The organism is Phycisphaera sp. (assembly GCA_025916675.1).
Lineage (GTDB): Bacteria > Planctomycetota > Phycisphaerae > Phycisphaerales > UBA1924 > JAHCJI01.
Genome location: CP098402.1, coordinates 2,747,576 through 2,765,427, shown reverse-complemented (window position 1 = coordinate 2,765,427; position 17,852 = coordinate 2,747,576). Strand labels below are relative to the sequence as shown.

Annotated in this window: 15 protein-coding genes and 1 tRNA gene; 10 read left to right on the top strand and 6 right to left on the bottom strand. The window is 63.8% G+C overall.

Annotated elements, in window-relative coordinates:
* Positions 1 to 6 precede the first annotated feature (6 nt).
* Entirely contained in the window at positions 7 to 600 is a 594-nt protein-coding gene (locus NCW75_11725) for a hypothetical protein (GenBank protein UYV11962.1), read from the bottom strand.
* A gap of 376 nt (positions 601 to 976) precedes the next feature.
* Here NCW75_11725 and NCW75_11720 point away from each other — a divergent pair, with 376 nt between their 5' ends.
* The 8 genes from NCW75_11720 to NCW75_11685 all read left to right on the top strand — a co-directional run bounded on the left by NCW75_11720 (position 977) and on the right by NCW75_11685 (position 7,580).
* Entirely contained in the window at positions 977 to 2,449 is a 1,473-nt protein-coding gene (locus NCW75_11720) for an FAD-dependent monooxygenase (GenBank protein ID UYV11961.1), read from the top strand.
* A 3-nt stretch (positions 2,450 to 2,452) separates the two neighbouring features.
* The gene (locus NCW75_11715) at positions 2,453 to 3,355 is read left to right on the top strand and encodes an NYN domain-containing protein (GenBank protein UYV11960.1); all 903 of its coding nucleotides are present in this window, start codon (positions 2,453 to 2,455) and stop codon (positions 3,353 to 3,355) included.
* Positions 3,316 to 3,729 carry a hypothetical protein gene (locus tag NCW75_11710; protein ID UYV11959.1) on the top strand — a complete coding sequence of 138 codons (414 nt, stop codon included), beginning with the start codon at positions 3,316 to 3,318 and terminating at the stop codon, positions 3,727 to 3,729. Before NCW75_11715 ends, NCW75_11710 begins: the two co-directional genes overlap by 40 nt.
* Before the next feature lie 121 nt (positions 3,730 to 3,850).
* Positions 3,851 to 4,243 (top strand): twin-arginine translocase TatA/TatE family subunit, encoded by a 393-nt coding sequence (locus NCW75_11705; GenBank protein ID UYV11958.1) that lies wholly within the window; start codon positions 3,851 to 3,853, stop codon positions 4,241 to 4,243.
* A gap of 74 nt (positions 4,244 to 4,317) precedes the next feature.
* Positions 4,318 to 4,392: transfer RNA gene (locus NCW75_11700), tRNA-Met, on the top strand.
* A 655-nt stretch (positions 4,393 to 5,047) separates the two neighbouring features.
* Entirely contained in the window at positions 5,048 to 5,554 is a 507-nt protein-coding gene (locus tag NCW75_11695) for a DUF2924 domain-containing protein (GenBank protein UYV11957.1), read from the top strand.
* A complete protein-coding gene (locus tag NCW75_11690; GenBank protein UYV11956.1) occupies positions 5,551 to 7,137 on the top strand; it encodes a recombinase family protein in 1,587 nt (528 codons plus the stop codon). The genes NCW75_11695 and NCW75_11690 overlap by 4 nt, the downstream gene beginning before the upstream one ends.
* Positions 7,134 to 7,580 carry a hypothetical protein gene (locus NCW75_11685; GenBank protein UYV11955.1) on the top strand — a complete coding sequence of 149 codons (447 nt, stop codon included), beginning with the start codon at positions 7,134 to 7,136 and terminating at the stop codon, positions 7,578 to 7,580. The genes NCW75_11690 and NCW75_11685 overlap by 4 nt, the downstream gene beginning before the upstream one ends.
* Positions 7,581 to 7,586: 6 nt before the next feature.
* Here the strand turns inward: NCW75_11685 and NCW75_11680 are convergent, their stop codons facing one another.
* Genes NCW75_11680 through NCW75_11660 form a run of 5 tightly spaced genes read right to left on the bottom strand, consistent with a single transcriptional unit; the run spans position 7,587 to position 15,331 of the window.
* Positions 7,587 to 10,673 carry a type I restriction endonuclease subunit R gene (locus NCW75_11680; GenBank protein UYV11954.1) on the bottom strand — a complete coding sequence of 1,029 codons (3,087 nt, stop codon included), beginning with the start codon at positions 10,671 to 10,673 and terminating at the stop codon, positions 7,587 to 7,589.
* Complete coding sequence (locus NCW75_11675; GenBank protein UYV11953.1) at positions 10,670 to 11,398, bottom strand: abortive infection family protein; 729 nt, start codon at positions 11,396 to 11,398, stop codon at positions 10,670 to 10,672. The genes NCW75_11680 and NCW75_11675 overlap by 4 nt, the downstream gene beginning before the upstream one ends.
* Positions 11,391 to 12,719, bottom strand: coding sequence for a restriction endonuclease subunit S (locus NCW75_11670; GenBank protein ID UYV11952.1), 1,329 nt, complete (start codon positions 12,717 to 12,719; stop codon positions 11,391 to 11,393). The genes NCW75_11675 and NCW75_11670 overlap by 8 nt, the downstream gene beginning before the upstream one ends.
* Positions 12,716 to 13,588 carry a hypothetical protein gene (locus NCW75_11665; protein ID UYV11951.1) on the bottom strand — a complete coding sequence of 291 codons (873 nt, stop codon included), beginning with the start codon at positions 13,586 to 13,588 and terminating at the stop codon, positions 12,716 to 12,718. Before NCW75_11665 ends, NCW75_11670 begins: the two co-directional genes overlap by 4 nt.
* A gap of 57 nt (positions 13,589 to 13,645) precedes the next feature.
* Positions 13,646 to 15,331 (bottom strand): type I restriction-modification system subunit M, encoded by a 1,686-nt coding sequence (locus tag NCW75_11660; GenBank protein UYV11950.1) that lies wholly within the window; start codon positions 15,329 to 15,331, stop codon positions 13,646 to 13,648.
* 316 nt (positions 15,332 to 15,647) lie between these two features.
* Between NCW75_11660 and NCW75_11655 the strand changes: the two genes are divergently transcribed.
* On the top strand, positions 15,648 to 16,820 hold the full coding sequence (locus NCW75_11655; GenBank protein UYV11949.1) for a hypothetical protein: 1,173 nt from the start codon (positions 15,648 to 15,650) through the stop codon (positions 16,818 to 16,820).
* Positions 16,817 to 17,785 carry a hypothetical protein gene (locus tag NCW75_11650; GenBank protein UYV11948.1) on the top strand — a complete coding sequence of 323 codons (969 nt, stop codon included), beginning with the start codon at positions 16,817 to 16,819 and terminating at the stop codon, positions 17,783 to 17,785. The genes NCW75_11655 and NCW75_11650 overlap by 4 nt, the downstream gene beginning before the upstream one ends.
* Positions 17,786 to 17,852 lie beyond the last annotated feature (67 nt).

Here is a 17,852-nt window from a genome sequence, read left to right as displayed (position 1 = left end):
TTTCGGTTAGTTGGTGCGTCGAGTCTTGGACCGAATGACGTTGTCGCCTATTCCATCTTTGTCGACAAAGTTTTCAATGTATGTCCGGATAGCTGAACGACCCTTTGGTCCAAGTTCGATAGGTCCGAACTCGATGACACCTGCTACCACGATGAGCAAATCGTCATAGCTATCCAACTTTCGAATCTGCTGAGGTGTGATGGGGAAAAACGCAAAGGTGTTATAGATCACGCCGTATGACCGTGCATCTACATCGGCCAATGTAGAGGTGCCTGACAATGTGATGGTCTCTACACTTCCGTCCAGGCGAAGTGAATTGAGCGGCGTGGATGAGGATGAGAGAACTGACACATGGATCGAGTGCTCGGGCACATCTCCGTCAGCTTTCTCTCTTACGAGCTTCATGCCTCGAATGCCATGGGTGGTTGCTGCGCCGAGGATGATCGGGACTTCGTCCGTTTGAGTCTGTCGGTACTCGTCTACAAATGACGTGGATGTTCCAATACCAGAGGCGTACGGGTTGCATGCAGCCAAACAACACGTGAAAGCTAATGTAAGACCGCCACACAGCATGACCTTGGACAGTGTTGAGATGAACATTGAGGTCGGCCTTCCTGTTAGGCAAAGGTTGTGTTGGCGAGCATAGCCCAGTGCAGCCCTCGAACGCCGACCGATCGCCCACGCCCGCCCCCACGGGCCGCACGCCCACCCGAATCGGGCGAACGCCCGCCCCGACGGGCCGCTCGCCCCGCCCAACGGACCGCGTGCCCCGCTCCACGGGACGCGTGCCCCGTTCAACGGGGCACGCGGTCCGCACCGCGGGGCACGCGGCCAGCCGCCTTGGGCGTTCGCCCGGGCGGGGTTGGCGAGGGGAAACCAGCGCGGGGCATGCGGTTCATCCGCCTGGGCGATGGCGTGTGCGGGGCTTCCAGTCTCTCGGGGCGGGTGGATCGTGGCCAATCCCTACGATCGGCCGATGAACGCGACCCCGAATCCCGCCCCCATCCTGCTCATCGGCGCCGGCCTGGCCGGCTCGCTGCTGGCCGTCCTGCTCGCCAAACAGGGCTTCGAAGTCGTCGTGGCCGAGCGGCGGGGCGACCCCAGGGCCAAGGGGTACGTCGGCGGCCGGTCGATCAACCTGGCGCTGTCGGTCCGGGGCATCACGGCTCTCAAGGATGCGGGCATCGCCGACCAGGTGCTGGAGGGCGCGTTGCCCATGCCCGGCCGCATCATGCACCCCGAGAGCCTGACCAACGCGACGGGCGAGGGCACGGTCTTCCAGCCCTACAGCCAGGACCCCGCCGATGCGATCCTGAGCGTGTCGCGTGGTGGGTTGAATATTGCCTTATTGGATGCTGCCGAGCAGACGCCGGGCGTGACGCTGCTGTTCGACCACCGCTGCACGGGGCTCGACCTCGACAGCGCCAAGGCGACCTTCGACACAACGAGCGGCGAGGTCGAGTTGCAAGGCCGAATCATCATCGGCGCCGACGGCGCCTTCAGCGCCGTCCGGCACGCCATGCAGATGACCGACCGCTTCGACTACAGCCAGCACTACCTCGACGCGGGCTACAAGGAGTTGCACATCCCCGCGCCGGTCGATCTGCCCGACTTGCCCGGTGGCGTTGCCGAGAAGCACAACGGGTATGCGATGGACCCCAAGGGCCTGCACATCTGGGCCGGCCGTGGCGGGGGCGCATCGATGATGATCGCCCTGCCCAACCCCGATCGCTCGTTCACCTGCACGCTGTTCTGGCCGTTCGCCGACCCCACGGGCGGCGGGCACGGCTTCCGCGCGGTCGAGGCGCTCGACGACGCCGGCGTGCGCGCGTTCTTCAACGAGCATTACCCCGACACGCGCTGGCTCATGCCCACGCTCGAGGCCGACTTTCGCGACAACCCCACGAGCAGCCTCGTCACCGTGCGCTGCGAGCCCTGGCGGCGGGGCAAGAGCCTCATCCTGGGCGACGCCGCCCACGCCATCGTCCCCTTCTTCGGCCAGGGCATGAACGTGGCGTTCGAGGATTGCCGCATCCTCGCCGAGATGATCGAGGAAGCCGGCGGCAACATCGAGAGCGTCTTGGACCCATTCTGGAAAGCGCGCGTCGACAACGCCAACGCCATCGCCGACATGGCCATCGCCAACTTCACCGAGATGCGCGAGAAGGTCGCCGACGCGGCCTTTCTGTATCACAAGAAGGTCGAGCAGGCGATCCACGCCGCGCTCGGGCAAGACATGCCCGAGCGAGCCACGCCCCTGTACAACCTGGTGAGCTTTACGAACGTGCCCTACGCCGAAGCGCAGCAGCGCGGGCGTGCGTTGGATGTGGCTGTGTCGCAAGTCGTCGAACGTGTACCACCCGAGTCGCTGCGAGAGCTCAACAATGAACAATGGCGCGCGCGTGTCGCCGAGCAAGCCCGGCGAGTGCTCGGCGCTCAGCCAGCCTGATCGATGCTCCTCATCGACACATCCAACGTCCTCCACGTCACCGGCGTGCTGCCCGGCCACCTGGCCGGGCTCGACGTACCCGGGCTCGCGCGGCTGATCTCCACCAGCCGCTACAGCAGGCGGCGGGCGGTGCTGGTGTCCGATGGTGTCGGCCCAAGGGCGGCGGCGGGCGCGAGCGAAGACCAAGACGGCGGCGGAGCGCCGCAACCGGTGAACACCGCGCCCTCGGGCCGGGAGATCGCCGGGCTCGATGTCGTGTACTCGGGGGCCGACCGCGAGGCCGACGACGTGATCGAGCTGCTGATTGCCCGCGACAGCGCGCCGCGCCGGCTGCTGGTGGTTTCGACCGACCGCCGCCTCGTGCGCGCGGCCAGGCGGCGACGCGCGCGCAGCCTGACCAGCGAGGACTTCCTTCGCCAGATCGCCGGCGACAGCGAACGCAAGCCCAAGCCCGAGTTGCCAGGCTTCGCCGCCCAGGTGCCGCTCAATAGCTACGCCGTGGGGTATTGGATGTCGCTCTTTGGTTACGGCGACGAGCCTGGCGAGGAGCGCACGCCCGGCATCGGCCCCGTGGCCGACATCTCCGAGGCGGCCAGGCGCGGGCTTGATGACGATCGCGCCCGTAGGCGAGCCAAGAGCCCCCACGCCCACGAGGGGCTCAAGATCCCCAAGGACCTGCTGGGAGCCAACGGCTCGCCCCGCACGACCAGGGCTCCGAATGTTCCATCGCCCCCAAGGGAAACCGAGGTGCCCACTCCCGATCTGCCATCTGGCCCTCTGCCATCTGGCGATCTCCCCCAAGACGTCCTCGACCTCATCAAAGATTCCGGCCTGAACCTCGACCCGGCCGATCTGGACATGACTAAGTGGCTTCCAAAAGACGACAACTCGCCGCCCTCGCCCTGATCGTGACAATGCTGGCGGGCTGTCAGACCTCCGAACGCTACCAGGGCGAGAGCCGGACCGTGGCCACCTGGAGGGGGCGGACGCTGAGCGTCGAATTGCCCGACGCCGTCACCGTGCCTGGTGCCCACTACGCCGCCGTCGAGGCCCTGCTAGCCCGCGGCTACGCGATAGAGGCCGATGAGGCGACCCGCGACCGGGGCTATCTGGCCGCCAAGGGGCCCGATGGGACGGCCCTGGGCGGCTACAAGCGGGTGGTGGTTCGTACCGGCCTGACCCCTTCGGCCGTGGGGCTTGGCATCACCCTCGAACCCGCCGGCGACGAGGTGACGGCCCGGGCCATCCTGGACGACGTGCTGGTCCGCCTGGGGCTCTGAGGGGCCATCCGCTGCAAGTGTTTTGTTTTCAGGGCGTTAGGATGCGATGGAAGCCGGTGGTCCTCGGCCCCAAAGTTGACTTGGACAGGCCGGCAGACTTGGATTAGCCAAGAGGAACGCCATGCCAATGCCCGCCATCTCGACCCTTCCCCTGGCACTCATCGGGCCCCTCGGCCCGGTTGAGATCGGGGCCATCCTGATCGTGGCGGTGCTGCTCTTCGGCCGCCGCCTGCCCGACGTGGGCCGCAATGTGGGCCGGTCCATCATCGAGTTCAAGCGGGGTGTCAAGGGCATCACCGACGAGATCGAGGAGGAGTCGCGCAAGCCCGACGCCCGCGAGCGTGAAGGCGAACGCAGCGTGGCCGCCCCGGAACTCGAGGCCCCCAAGGGCACGGCCTACCGCGGCGACGCCTTCCACGACGTTCCCCCCGCCGGCGACGTCGGACGACCCGACGCCGTGCCCGCCCGCCCGGCCGACCCGCCCTCGGGCGAGGGCCAGCCCCGGACGACCTGAGCGGCCCGCACCGGCGGCCCAGCCCCGCTATCATCCCGACCCACCCCCGGGCCAGCCCGGCGGTCGGATCTCCAGGCGAGGTAGCTCAGCTGGTCTAGAGCGCTGGATTCATAACCCGGAGGTCGAGGGTTCGAGTCCCTCCCTCGCCATTGCCCGGCCGGTTGCGAAAGCAGCCGGCTTTGTGGTTTTCAGGGGACGCTGGTCAGAGACGCCAGCTGCTTCGGGCCGCTTGCCGCCGTCGGGCGCGTGTTGCGACATCCGAGCGGTCTCTCACCTGCTCCCACTTGATAACCCACGTCGGCCTCGATCCTCGATCGACAGCCAACCCTCGGCCCGAGTCTCTCGGCACGGGAAGGAGACCGCCGTCGTGGTTCACGCGTGGTTGTCTCTGCAACGCGCGCACAACCACTGAGTTTGTGGTCTCCACCCTGACGCAATAGCAGCCAAAACACAGACTCGCGGGTCATGTGTGCGCGCACCACACGGGTGGTTGGCATAGACACCAGAGGGAGGCCGACGCGGTCGCCCCTTCGCCGACAATTCCCAGGGTGCCCCATGGACAGGACGCGAAATCCAGAGAGCATGACCACAGACGAGCGCCGCGACGAGGTGGCCAGCATCCTCTCGCAGGGCTTGATTCGTTCGGTTCGCCTCGCACGATCGCGGACCACCAGTTCCTTCAATAACGGTTCAGAAGCAAGCGGTGCATGCCTTGACCTTGCGGAAGATTCCGGCCTCAGTGTGGCTCCGCGGCCCGGTGGTGAAGGGCCGAGTCTCTGAACGGCGCTGAAGGAGGAGCCCGCGATGGCAACCGCTTTGGATGAACAACTCGCGTCACTCGATGCGATGACAACGGGCGACCTACTCGATCGATTCGTGGAGTTGCACGGCTATCGGAGCCGCACGCGGCATCGGCACTATCTGATCCGAAAGATCGCCTGGCGCATGCAGGCCAAGGCTGAGGGCGACCTGTCCGAGCGTGCGAGGCGCCGGGCAGCCGAGTTGGCCGACGATGCCGAGGTACGAGTGATGGCTCCCAAGACCGTCATCCACCCGCCGCAGACAGGCTCGATCGTGACGCACGAGCGTGCCTTCCGGCCCGGCAGCGATCCCGACCCGAGGATACCGGAGCCAGGATCAGTCATCGTGCGCGAGTACAAGAGCCGCACGATCCGAGTGCTGGTGCTGCCCGAGGGTCAGGGATTCGAGTACGACGGCGACCGCTTCCGCACGCTAACCGCCGTGGCAAAGCACGTAACTGGAAGCCACATCAACGGCTTCCGATTCTTCCGCCTCGGAGGCAAGCCATGAGAACTTCTCGTCAGAAGAGCGACGCGGGGGCTGGCAAGCCAAGGCCAGGGGTGCGATGCGCCATCTACACCCGAAAGAGCAGCGAGGAGGGGTTAGACCAGGAATTCAACTCGCTCGACGCCCAGCGGGAGAGCGCCGAGGCGTTCGTTGCCAGCCAGAAGGCCGAGGGCTGGACGTGTCTGCCCGACCGCTACGACGATGGCGGATTCTCTGGTGGCAGCATGGAGCGGCCGGCGCTCGACCGGCTTCTCCGAGATGTGGAAGCGGGCAAGATCGATTGTGTCGTGGTGTACAAGGTCGATCGCCTAAGCCGATCTCTCATGGACTTCAGCCGGATCGTGGAAACGTTTGATCGCAATGGCGTCTCGTTCGTTTCGGTGACGCAGCAGTTCAACACCACCAGCTCGATGGGACGACTGACGCTGAACATCCTGCTGTCCTTCGCCCAGTTCGAGCGTGAGATCATCGGAGAGCGCATCCGCGACAAGATCGCGGCCCAGAAGCGCAGGGGTAAGTGGGCGGGTGGCGTGCCGGTTCTGGGCTACGACGTCGATCGGTCCGGTCCAAGCCCGCGGCTAGTGATCAACGCAAAGGAGGCGGCCAGAGTCCGCGAGATCTTCAAGTTGTACTTGGCCAAGGAGTCTTTGCTCACGGTGGCCAGCGAGCTCGCCCATCGCCAGTGGCCCAACAAGCGACGCATCACAAAGAAAGGCAAACACCTCGGCGGCCGACCCTTCGACAAGGCCACGTTGTATGTACTGCTGACCAACCCCGTGTTCGTTGGCAAGATTTGCCACAAGGGGGATGTGTACGACGGCGAGCACGAGCCCATCATCGACCGCGAGGTGTTCGATCGGGTTCAGGCCTTGCTGAAGCACAACGGCCGAACCGGAGGGGTCGAGGTGCGCAACAAGTATGGTGCGCTGCTCCGAGGCCTGCTTCGGTGCAAGTGCTGCGATCACTCGATGTCCCACACCTTTACCGGCGGCCGCAACGGAAAGTCGTACCGCTACTACCGCTGCGTTCGGGCCATGAAGCGTGGGGCGGGCTCATGTCCTTCCGGGACATTGCCGGCAGCAGAAATCGAGCGGGTCGTCATCGACGAGATCCGTGGGTTAGCCAACGACCGGGATCTGCTTGTGCGAGTGCTGGCCGATGCCCAAACCGCGGTGGGGGCTGACATTGAAGCGGCCAAAGCCGAACGTGATGGGCTGAGACGGGAGCTCTCCCAGCACGATCGCGAGCTTCGACGGCTGGCCTCCGACGGCGCCGCCACCACGGAGGTCTCCGCACGCATTGCAGAACTCCACGAGCGTCTGAGCGATGCCCAGAACCGATTGCCCGCGGTCGAAGAGCGGCTCGCCGAGCTCGGGCGAGAGAGCATCGGCCCGGAGGAGGCATCGGCGGCATTCGCCGACTTCGAACTACTTTGGCAGAATCTGATCCCTCGCGAGCAGGCCCGGCTGCTGCGACTGCTGATCAGCGTGGTGGAGTACGACGCCGAGGCCCAGAGCGTCTCGGTAACGTTCCGCCCAACGAGCATCCGTGCCCTCATCGACCGCATACTCGGAGACGCGGCATGACCACGGTGACCCGCCAGATCCACTTCGCCGTCAAGGGGCACCGCAAGCGGGCCGTCGTCGGCTCATCGCTTGAGCCAGATCATGATCCGGGGAGTACCCCTCTGGCCAGTGGCGGGGCCCCAGACGCCCCGGTTGGCCGAGTGCCGCGGGTGTCACGCCTCATGGCCCTTGCGATCCGCTATGACGGTCTTCTCCGCGACGGTGTAGTCGACAACCTGACCGAGCTGGCCCATCTCGCTCGAGTTACGCAACCGCGGATGACGCAGATCATGAATCTGCTGCACCTAGCGCCTGATATCCAGGAAGAGGTCCTGTTTCTGCCGGTCGTGGCGGAGGGACGGGATCCGGTCACCGAGCGACACACGAGGGCGATCACTCAGGTGACGGACTGGTCACGTCAGAGAGCGATGTGGAGAAAATGCCTAACTACGAGTTCGACGTAGCAGCGATCACTCGACGCCATGCTCCGTCGAGAGTTCTGCTTGTCTCAAGACCAGCCGCGTGGCGTCCTCGCTCAGGTCGGGCGGGTAGCCGTACTTGGCCAGCAGCCGACGCACGCTGCGGCGCAGGCCGGCGCGGACGCTCTCGCGCTGGGTCCAGTCGAGCTTGGGCATCTTCTTGACCATCTCGGAAAGCTCGCGGGCCATCAGGCGCAGGTCGTCGATCTTCATGACCTGCTTGGCGCTGCCGTTCTCGGCCAGGGCGTCGTAGAAGGCGATCTCTTCCTCGCTGTAGCTGGTCTTGCGGTCCTGCTCGCTCAGCTCGCGGATGGCCTGGGCCATGTCCAGCAGCCGCGCGATCATCTCGGCGGTGGTGATGGCCTTGTTGGTGTACTTGAGCATCGCGTCTTCGAGCGCCTCGCGGAACTTCTTGCTGCGGACGAGGTTGGTCCGCTCGGTGATGCGGATCTGGTCGTTCAATAGCTTGCGCAGGGTCTCGAGCGCCAGGTTCTTTTGCTCGAGCGCGGCCACGCGCTTGAGGAACTCGTCGCCCAGGATGTCCAGCCGGGCCGAGTCGAGCCCGGCGGCCTCGAACAGGTCGATGACCTCGCCCGCGTCGACCGTGCCGCCCAGGACCTGCCGCACGGCCGCGTCGATATCCCGCTGCGCGGCGCGGTTGTCGCCCGCGTCGTCAGACAATCGCTTGCGGATCATCGCAACGAGGCGCTGGAAGAACGCCAGGTGGTCGGCGATGGGCTTGGCCTCGGGCCTCGGCACGGCGAGCGCGAACGCCTTCGACAACTCTTTGACGAGCTGTCGGAAGCGTTTCCAGCCGCTCTGGCCTTCCACTTCTCGCTGGCCGAGGATGTAGTCGATCGCGTTGACGTACACCGTCAGCACGTTCTGTGGGTTCGCCTTGAGCGCTGCCGAATAGTCGAAGCCGTGCCAGAAGGCCTTGAGCTTCTCGTGAGCGCTGAGCATGGCGGGCACGGCCTCGTCCTGCACGCTGGCGACGGCCTCACCGGTGCCGCCGGCCTGGGTGTACGTCGCCAGGGCGTCGGCCAACTGGTCGGCCAGGCCGAGCATGTCGACGATCAGGCCGCCTGGCTTGTCGCCGTACACGCGGTTGACGCGGGCGATGGCCTGCATCAGGTTGTGCCCGGCCAGGGGCTTGTCGAGGTACATGGTGTGGGCGGGCGGGCAGTCGAAGCCGGTGAGCCACATGTCGCACACGATGGCCAGGCGGAAGTCGCTCTCGGGGTTCTTGAAGCGTTCGGCGAGTTCCTTGCGCTGCGGCTTGGTGCGCACGTGCCGCGCCATATGCTCGGGGTCGTCCGGCCCGCCGGTGATGACGACCTTCATGTGGCCCGCGTCGTCCTCGGCCTCGTCCCACTCGGGCTTGAGCTTCGCGATGGCCTCGTAGAGCCGGGCGGCGATGTCGCGGCTCATGGTGACGACCATGGCCTTGCCCTCCATCGCCTCGCGCCGCTTCTCCCAATGCTCGACGATGAAGGCGGCCAGGCGCTCGACACGGTCGGGCGCGCCGACCATGCGCTCCAGCGGGATGCGCACGCTCGTCTCGGCGTCGGCTCCCTCCCTGTCCGCCGCCGCGGCCGCGTCGATCTCCGCCTCGGCCCGCGCGGCCGCCTCGGCGTCGATGGTGAGCTTGACGATGCGCGACTCGTAGTAGAGCGGTTTTGTTGCCCCGTCCTCGACGGCCTGGCGGATGTCGTAGACGTCGGCGTACTCGCCAAAGACGTTCGTGGTGTTCTTGTCGTCCTTGGTCAGCGGCGTGCCGGTGAAGCCCACGAAGGTGGCGTTGGGCAGCGCCTCGCGCATCCACCGGGCCCCGCCCTCGACGAAGCCGTACTGGCTGCGGTGGGCCTCGTCGGCCATGACGACGAGGTTTGAGCGCTCGCTGATCTCGCCGTGCGCTTCGGCGAACTTCTGGATGGTGGTGAAGACCACGCCGCCCGCGGCCCGGTCGAGCAGGGCGGCGAGTTCGTCGCGGCTCTCGGCCTTGACCGGGTCTTGCCGCAGCAGCGCCCGGCCCATGGCGAAGGTGCCAAAGAGCTGGTCGTCCAGGTCGTTGCGGTCGGTGACCATGACGATGGTCGGGTTCTTGAGGGCCGGGTTGCGGACGAGGGCGCCGGCGAGCATGAGCATGGTGAGGCTCTTGCCGCTGCCCTGGGTGTGCCAGATGACGCCGCCCCTTCCGTCGCCTTCGGCTCCGGGGTCTTTCAACGCGTCGATGACGCTCTGGCGGACCTTGCGGACGGCCCGGAACTGGTGGTAGCCGGCGACCTTCTTGGCGATGTCGCCGCGCTGGTCTTCCTCGAACACGACGCACGAGCGCAGGTAGTCCAGGAACGCGGCGGGCTCGAAGAGCTCTTCGATGATCGCTTGCAGGGTTGGTTGCCCATCTCGCCCCGGGTTTGTTCCTCTCCAGGGCATGAACCGTTGCGGCCCGGCCGTGAGCGAGCCCGCCCGCGTGAGCAGCCCGTCGCTGGCCACCAGCAGCACGTTGGGCGTGAACAGGTCGGGGGCAACGGTGGCGTACCGCTTCATCTGCGCGATGGCCGAGTCGAGGGTGGCTTGTTCGTTCGCGGGGTCCTTGAGCTCGATGATGGCGACGGGCAGGCCGTTGAGGAACAGCACGAGGTCGGGGCGGATGTGGCGGCCATCCGGGCCTTGCACCGTGAGCTGGCGGACGACGAGCCAATCGTTGTTGGTTGGGTCGTCGAAGTCGACGAGCCGCGCCCGCCCGCCGCGCGTTTCCTTTGTCTTCGCGTCCTTGTACGCCACCTCAACGCCGTCGACGAGCAGGCCGTGCATCCAGCGGTTGTTCTGGATCGGTGTGGGGTGGGGCGGCCGCGTGAGCGCGCGGGCCACGGTGGCGATGGTGTCGGGGGGGAGGTGGGGGTTGAGCTTGGCGAGGGCGGCGGTGAGGCGCTGGGGGAGGATGCAGTCGGCGAGGGTGGGGCGTTCGTTGGCGTCGTCGAGCTCGGGGCCAGCGATCATTCGGATCTCTCGGATGCCGAAATGCACCGCAGCAATATCTTCGACCAATTTCTCGGTTGGGGTTGTTGCAGTCAAGGAGCATCCTCGGTGCTGTTGGTTGAGGACTGGCCTTTTTCGCCAGTTCCTTGCTTGTCCGCCAAGTAGTCGTTCACCGCAGTTTTGTATGCTTCAACGTCCATATGGAACAGAACCCTACTCGGCTGTAGTGTGACCGTTCCGATGTCGATGAGCTCATTCTCTTCATCTAGCCACGTGTTGAACTCCGAATGATCCTCATAGTAAACTCTTGCTCCAGGCGACCGCGAAGCGCTATCCCTGTGCATTCGATAAATAAAAGCAGCGATCGTATCGGCGGCTTGCGCCGCCAAAGTAGCTTGCCGCAAGTCGAGTCGCCTGCCGTGGCCGTCGCGGCCGTGCGAGGCCATACCAAAGTTGTTCCGAAGCTCGCAAAGCCCCTGGATGGTTTGTAGCAGGCCTCGTAGAGTCTTCTCAATCGACTCCCTGGGCTTTGCCGGGTTTGGATACTCGGCAGGGAGCAGTGAGAGTCGGTTGGTTGTCTCCTTGAGTAAGCGTGGGCAATCCCAATTAGGGTCGGCCGGCTGACCGATGTCAGCGAGAATTGTCTTGCACACAGACTCTACGAGTGTCTTTGACAAATCGAAGGCGAAGTCCGGCACGCTGACGATGGATTGCTCAATTGCAGCTAGCTGTTGTTCGATCGGCTCGACGAATGGACCATCGGCGAAAGCATGTCGTGCTCCATGCATCTGAAATGACTGTGCGGTTAATCGATCAGCCATGCGACTCTCCGACTCTCACTTGCCCAGTCAGAAGTCTGGGCAGCAAATAGTCTCGCATGTCCGCAAGCTTCGATGACTCAACTTCCAGAGCGTGTAAGAGCTCCAAGAGGGGCGTGACCACTTGGCCGAAGGACAATAGTACCGAGGGCTCCGGCGCCACGACATCGATACCCTCGAAAGTGGACCGAGTTACCGTCTCAAACACAGAGCCATGCGTGCGTTGTTGCAGGCGGTCTACAGCGGTTTGCAGCAACAAGTAGATGTAGCCGAAGCTTTTGCCGTCGGGTGGAAGCAGCCCATAGCACGATTGGTTGAATGCCATACTCCGCCCGGCCATCGCGAGACGGCCAACGGTTCCGCGGGCCGAGATGATTGTCGCGCCCTTCGGGACGATTCTCACGGTGCTATTTGCGACTCCGTCGTCCGTGATTGATTCGCCAGTATGGATGACCCACGGTTGACCTTCGGCTGGTGCATCCTTGACGGAATACCAAGGTACCTCGCCACCCCAGTACGATGCCACGGACCGCTTGGGCGTGCCGCCACTCACGATCTGGCACGCCTCGGCCAACGACTTCAACTCCCACCCCTCCGGCACCGGCCCGATGGCCGAATCGACCAGGCGGGTCGGCAGGGCGTCGAAGGCGGGCTGGGGCATGGAGGGGAATGAGGCGGCGCCGGCGGCCTTGGCTTTCACGGGCTCGAAGTCCACAAACCACGCCCGGAAGATCGCCCGCGCCAGCCGCTCGAGCGCCAGCGCCGTTCGCCGGTTCTGCTCGATCTTGTCGTCCAGTGCCTCAAGCACGCTAGCGATGGCGACCTGCTCGTCTAGCCGAGGGCACGCGAACTCAAACGCCTCGATGCGAGTTGGGGCTGTGTGGAGAATCTTTGAACCGGACGCAGTCGCACACAGTTCAGCATTAAAGGTGTAGGACTTGAAAACATGAAAGAGGAATCGTCTATCGATGAGCCCCGGCTCTTTGACCGCTACTTTGCCCAGACGCTGATTGTGCAGGTATATATTGCCGTCGTCAGGTATCGTCGCCGGTACTCCAAGGATCTCTCCGCCTTGTGTTTGACAGGTCATGATCAGGACAATGTCGCCGGCTTCGAGTCTGTACTCATCCGGATACGCTCCCCGGTACTCCTTTATCGCAGTCTCTCCAAATCTGAATCCGCCGTCGTATCTGAAATTGCCGACCGCAACAACGATCGGTCGTCCAGTGAGCTCGTCGGAAAAGTACTCGCTCTTGAACGGCCACCCGTGTTTGATTGAGACCAAGTCCCCGAGGCGCCGTATTGTCCACTCTCCCGTGGTCATTCCAACCCTCGTCTGACGAAGTATGCACATAACCTAGAGTACCGCGCGGCATGGGTCTCGTCGGCAAGTTGTTGAAAGCGGGCTAGTTCCTTTTGAGCAAAGGCGTGTGCGGACATGCGAAGAGTGTTCATCTCCAGCGGTTCGATCGGAAGACGTTTGAACACTTCAGACACATGAGGTCCAAGGTAGTCGATGATCCATTCTTCATCGTCATCCTGGGTGAGCAGGGCGCGGCAATCCTCCGCAGCCCGTCGACTTATTTCGTTCAGCAGTTCATCCTGACCAATGAAGTGGCTTGTGCCGTCGATAATGGCGTCCAGCATAGAAACAGCATTCTCGCAGACAACAATACGTGGATACCTCGCAATCTTGTTCTCAAGATAGTGGGCTGTCGCTAGACTCGGGCCATAAAAATTGGACTCGCTTAGCTCAATGCCAACACCTACGTCGATACCTCCTCGGACTGGGATGCCACTGGCTAAAGATTGCAGCATTGTCAGGCAACAGCCAAACAACACTCCAAATACGGGAAGCACAGTGCGTTCACGTTTAGAGGTTTGCAGCGGGGCGTATACAAGAAATGTATCCGAGAATTGCTGGGTGCGCAGCCTCGTGTCGCGGACGCGGTAATAGAAATCCTGCTGTTCTACCGGCAGTGTCGAGATTAGTTCTTTCGGAATCGTAGGCTTGTTGAACTCGTTCGCATAGTGAGTGAGCTGGTGCCGATAGTGCCAGATGATGTCTGCCGTTTTGTAGATAGCGTCCTTCATGGAGTCTGTGAGGACGTCATCCAAAGGCATAACGGACCAATCCGTGAGATGGTGTTTTTGACCTAATAGGTCGAGCAGGCAGACGATGTGATCACACACCTCGACTGTGTGCAATGGCGTCGCGGGAATGTTAGGTGTAGTGTTAGACTCCATTGGCTAGGTCTCTTTCGAGGCGCCGACGTGCGTAAGCCGTTCTCGGATCACCCCCGTCAACCGCTCCCCCTCCGCAAAGCACGCCTCAAGCTCCGCCACCAGCCGCGGGTACTTCACCTCGAACGGCTCGCTGTCCTCCTCCTGCTCTTCGGCCCCCACGTACCGCCCCGGCGTGAGCACGGAGCCGTGCTCGTCGATGTCGGGGATGGTGGCTTTCTTGCAGAAGCCGGGGATGTCGGCATACTTCCATTCGCCGTGCGTCTTGGCCTTCCACCACTTGGGCGCCGGCTCGCCGCGCCATTGGCGGAAGGTGTAGGCGATGCGGCCCAGGTCGCTGTCGTGGTTGGGGTCGCCCAGGCCGTCGGCCAGCATCGTCTCGCCCTCGTCGCCGCCGGTGAGGACTCGAAGGGTGCGCGTCTGCATCGCGCCCAGCTTGCGGGCGTCGATGAACAGCGTCTCGCCCGTGCGATCCCGCCCGCCATTCGGCAGGTTCTTGCCCGTCTTGTCCCGCGTCAGGAACCACAGGCACACCGGGATGCCCGTGGTGTAGAAGAGCTGCGCCGGCAGCGCCACGATGGCGTCGACCAGGTCGGCCTCGACGATGTTCCGCCGGATCTCGCCCTCGCCGCCGCTGTTGCTGGAGAGCGAGCCGTTGGCCATGACGAAGCCGGCCACGCCGCCGCCCTTGCCGTTGGGCGGGGCCATGTGGTGGATGAAGTGCTGGATCCACGCGTAGTTGGCGTTGCCCTTGGGCGGCGTGCCGTACTGCCAGCGGGCGTCGCCCTCTAGCAACTGGCCCGACCAATCGGAAACATTGAATGGCGGGTTGGCCAGGATGTAGTCGGCCTTGAGGTCCGGGTGGGCGTTGCGCAGGAACGTGTCGCTGGGTTGCTTGCCCAGGTTGGCCTCGATGCCGTGGATGGCCAGGTTCATGTGGGCCAGCCGCCACGTCGTGGGGTTGCTCTCCTGCCCGTAGATCGAGATGTCGTCGCGGTCGCCGTGGACCTCGACGAAGCGCTCGGACTGCACGAACATGCCGCCCGAGCCGCAGCACGGGTCGTACACCCGGCCGCTATACGGCTCGAGCATCTCGACCAGCAGCCGCACTACGCACCGCGGCGTGTAGAACTCGCCGCCCAGCTTGCCCTCGGCCTGGGCGAACTTGCCAAGGAAGTACTCGTAGACGCGGCCGAGCGTGTCGCGGGCCTTGGCCCGCTCGCCCTTGAAGCCGATGTCGGCGATCAGGTCGATCAGGGCCTTCATCTTCTCGGGCGCGATGCCGCGGCGGGCGTAGTCGCGGGGGAGCTTACTCTTCAATGCGGGGTTGTCGCGCTCGACGGCGAGGATGGCGTCGTCGATCAGCGTGGCGATGTCGGCCCGCGTGGCCTGGTTCTGGAGGTTGGGCCAGCGGGCCTCGGGCGGCACCCAGAACACCCGCTCGGCGGTGTACTCGTCGCGGCTTTCGAGCAGCCCTTCGAGTTGCTCCCCCTTGATGCCGTCCTTCTCAAGCTCGGCCCTGAGCTCGTCGCGGCGCGACTCGAACGAGTCGCTGATGTACTTCAGGAACAGCAGGCCGAGCACGACGTGCTTGTATTCCGCCGCGTCGACCTGGCCGCGCAGGGCGTCGGCGGCCTTCCAGAGGGTGTCGGCGTAGTCGAGGTCGGTGCTCGGGGATGGTTTGGTGCTCATGCGTTGGCATTGTTGCGGGGTGGCGGCCTTCGGGCAGGCCCCGCTTCCAGCAATTGGCGGCTTGTCGCTGGGTCAGAGGTCTTCTTACCCCGAGATCGGGTAGCGGATTGGACAGGGGCGACGCAAGCCTTGGGTCGCCGGTAATGGCCAGGTCCCCTTGCTCGCGGAGTCGTCATCCGATCTTGGCGGTGGTCTACAACCGACATGTTGCGAAGCGCAATGCCTCTTGGCTCACGGGGTATCATCGAATGCTGCGATGGATGGCAGTGGCGAAGGGGTGTGTTCTTGAGCGACGGGTGACATCACGGAGATCTCGATGGCGGCTGCCTTTGATCCTGAGCGAACCGTAAGCCAGTGCGACATCAACCTGCTGTGCTCCTTCCTCAAGCAGTGCAGCGAAGTGGATCTGAGCTCCGCCGATCTCCTGGGTGTGAGTACTCCAAAACATTTCTTCATAGTGGTCGAGCGGATGCCCGCCCGGCGCAGGGTCGAGGTCGAGGTCGTCCTCAGGCAGATCCATGACATCGCAGGCCGAAACAACCTCACCGCGGTCATCGAGGAAGTGCAGAGCCACCCGGTCGAAGAGCAAAAGCAATTCGATCGCTTGAAGTCCAGCCAGAGCAAGGCCCTGTGGCTGTACCTCAAGAGCCCGTCGCGGTTCCAAGAGGTCGCGATGTTTGTGCACGCCGACGCTCTCGCCCAGCAACAGTACTGGCACAAGGCCACGGGTCTGCCAACGTGTGCCGTCAAGATTGACGATGCCCTTAAAGAGAGCTTGGGCGAGAGATTGGCAGCACACTTCCGTAAGACACAACTCCGCGGTCGCTATTGTGTTGTCAATCACTTGCATCGTCAAGGCATCGAGTACTTCTTTGCGTATCTGGACGACTATGCAGAAACCCATCTGATCTATCCCGAGGATGCACGGCTGCCTGAACCGCTCCATGCGCGAATGGCGTTCCAGATCGTGTTCAGTCTGGAGCCCCAGAAGGGCGTGTTGGAGATATGGTCCCACGGCGGAGCACAACTCCTCACTGATTTGCATGGCATCTTCTGTGAGACGGTGTACCACAAGCAGATCCGGTATCGCGAGGTGGCGCGGCCGACCTACGCCCTCGATCATCTGCTCCAAGATTCCCAGCCTCTGAAGTTCAATCCTGCGCATGGCGTTCAGCGTGCTCGGATTCGACGAGTCCGGATTCGGACTCGTGGCCGCAGCGGATACATCGAGTTGTCTGCCGATTCGCGCGATCACGACCTGTCGATCATTCGAGCTTACCAGAAGCTGCAAGAGGTTGGGTTGTGTGGCGTGCGGTCGCGTGTGGCCCGCGTGACTTTCGAGCTGAAGTTTGCACCCGGTTTCAAGAGGCGGGCCCGAACGATGAGCTTCGACGTCAGCAGTCCCAACGGTTGCACGCTCAAGAGCAAGCCAGACGAAGACCGCGAGATCGGCGAGTGGTGCCTCAGGGAGTGGGGGGTTAGCCAATGACTTTCGACGAGCTATTCGCCGTGCTGTTATCGTCGATGGGTGAGCCGACGGCGTTCTTTGACTACCACGAGGTGGAGGACTGGCCAGAGGATGGCGCGGAAACTATGGCCTCGTTGGGCTTGCTCGTGGCAGGGACCACGGTGGAGGTCACCTGCCCCGAATGCGACGACTGGCACGTCGAGCCGGTCGAGGTCTTCGAGGACGAGGGTGGCCACCGACGGCTGTTCATCGCTTGCCCGCAATTCCTTCGCGTCGAGATCACCGAGAACATGACCAAGGGATGGCGACCAAACCCCGAGGGGCTGGCGCAAGCGGTCGCCCGAGCGCTCAATCCCAAGGGGCGGGCGAAGTCTGTGGTCGAACAGCGGTATTGGCGAGTGGGGACGTTGAAGGTCTCCGGCCAGAATCGCAACTTGGTCCTTGCTGTTGGGCTAGAGGCCGAGGACGGCCGAGCGATCGCCAACCACTTAGGACCGGGAGGACGGGCCATCGTGCTGGTTCCCGACACCGTGCCGGACGAGCGGATCTGGCCTGGCGCGATCCCGGCCGTCTTGACGCTCGCGGAAGTGGCCCGCGTCGAAGATGGCCAGATGGTGCTGGATGCGGAGGCGATCTTGGCAGCCGTGGACGAAGCCGACCAGGCGGCCGAGGCACGCAGTTTTGTTCCGACGGACCCCGCGATGCGTAAGCAGGTGATCGAGCAAGCGGTCCACTCGGTCGTGAAGAACGAGCTCACCGATGAGGTCTTCTTGCGGGCCTATCGCGAGACTGGCTCCTATCGCAAGGCGGGAACGTTGCTCACCGAGGCGCTGAAACGCCCGATCTCCAAGGACCGTGTCCGTCGGGCGGTTCTACGAAACGGCGGCCCAGACGAAGTCATGCGTTCGGAGGACTCCGCGTCCGTCTCCAGGCGTGTCGCGTCGAGTCCCCGCGACAGGGCCACAAAGTTTCATCAAGTCTCATAAATCTTTATAGGACAACGCATTAGTGAGTAAGACGACGGGCCCATCGGCCCGTCGTCTTGTCGTTGTC

Coding starts and splice junctions, on each gene's coding strand:
- NCW75_11675 (UYV11953.1), bottom strand. CDS start 11,398: ATGGCTGATCGATTAACCGCACAGTCATTTCAGATGCATGGAGCACGA.
- NCW75_11715 (UYV11960.1), top strand. CDS start 2,453: ATGCTCCTCATCGACACATCCAACGTCCTCCACGTCACCGGCGTGCTG.
- NCW75_11650 (UYV11948.1), top strand. CDS start 16,817: ATGACTTTCGACGAGCTATTCGCCGTGCTGTTATCGTCGATGGGTGAG.
- NCW75_11685 (UYV11955.1), top strand. CDS start 7,134: ATGACCACGGTGACCCGCCAGATCCACTTCGCCGTCAAGGGGCACCGC.
- NCW75_11705 (UYV11958.1), top strand. CDS start 3,851: ATGCCAATGCCCGCCATCTCGACCCTTCCCCTGGCACTCATCGGGCCC.
- NCW75_11720 (UYV11961.1), top strand. CDS start 977: ATGAACGCGACCCCGAATCCCGCCCCCATCCTGCTCATCGGCGCCGGC.
- NCW75_11690 (UYV11956.1), top strand. CDS start 5,551: ATGAGAACTTCTCGTCAGAAGAGCGACGCGGGGGCTGGCAAGCCAAGG.
- NCW75_11655 (UYV11949.1), top strand. CDS start 15,648: ATGGCGGCTGCCTTTGATCCTGAGCGAACCGTAAGCCAGTGCGACATC.
- NCW75_11695 (UYV11957.1), top strand. CDS start 5,048: ATGGCAACCGCTTTGGATGAACAACTCGCGTCACTCGATGCGATGACA.
- NCW75_11670 (UYV11952.1), bottom strand. CDS start 12,719: ATGACCACGGGAGAGTGGACAATACGGCGCCTCGGGGACTTGGTCTCA.
- NCW75_11725 (UYV11962.1), bottom strand. CDS start 600: ATGTTCATCTCAACACTGTCCAAGGTCATGCTGTGTGGCGGTCTTACA.
- NCW75_11660 (UYV11950.1), bottom strand. CDS start 15,331: ATGAGCACCAAACCATCCCCGAGCACCGACCTCGACTACGCCGACACC.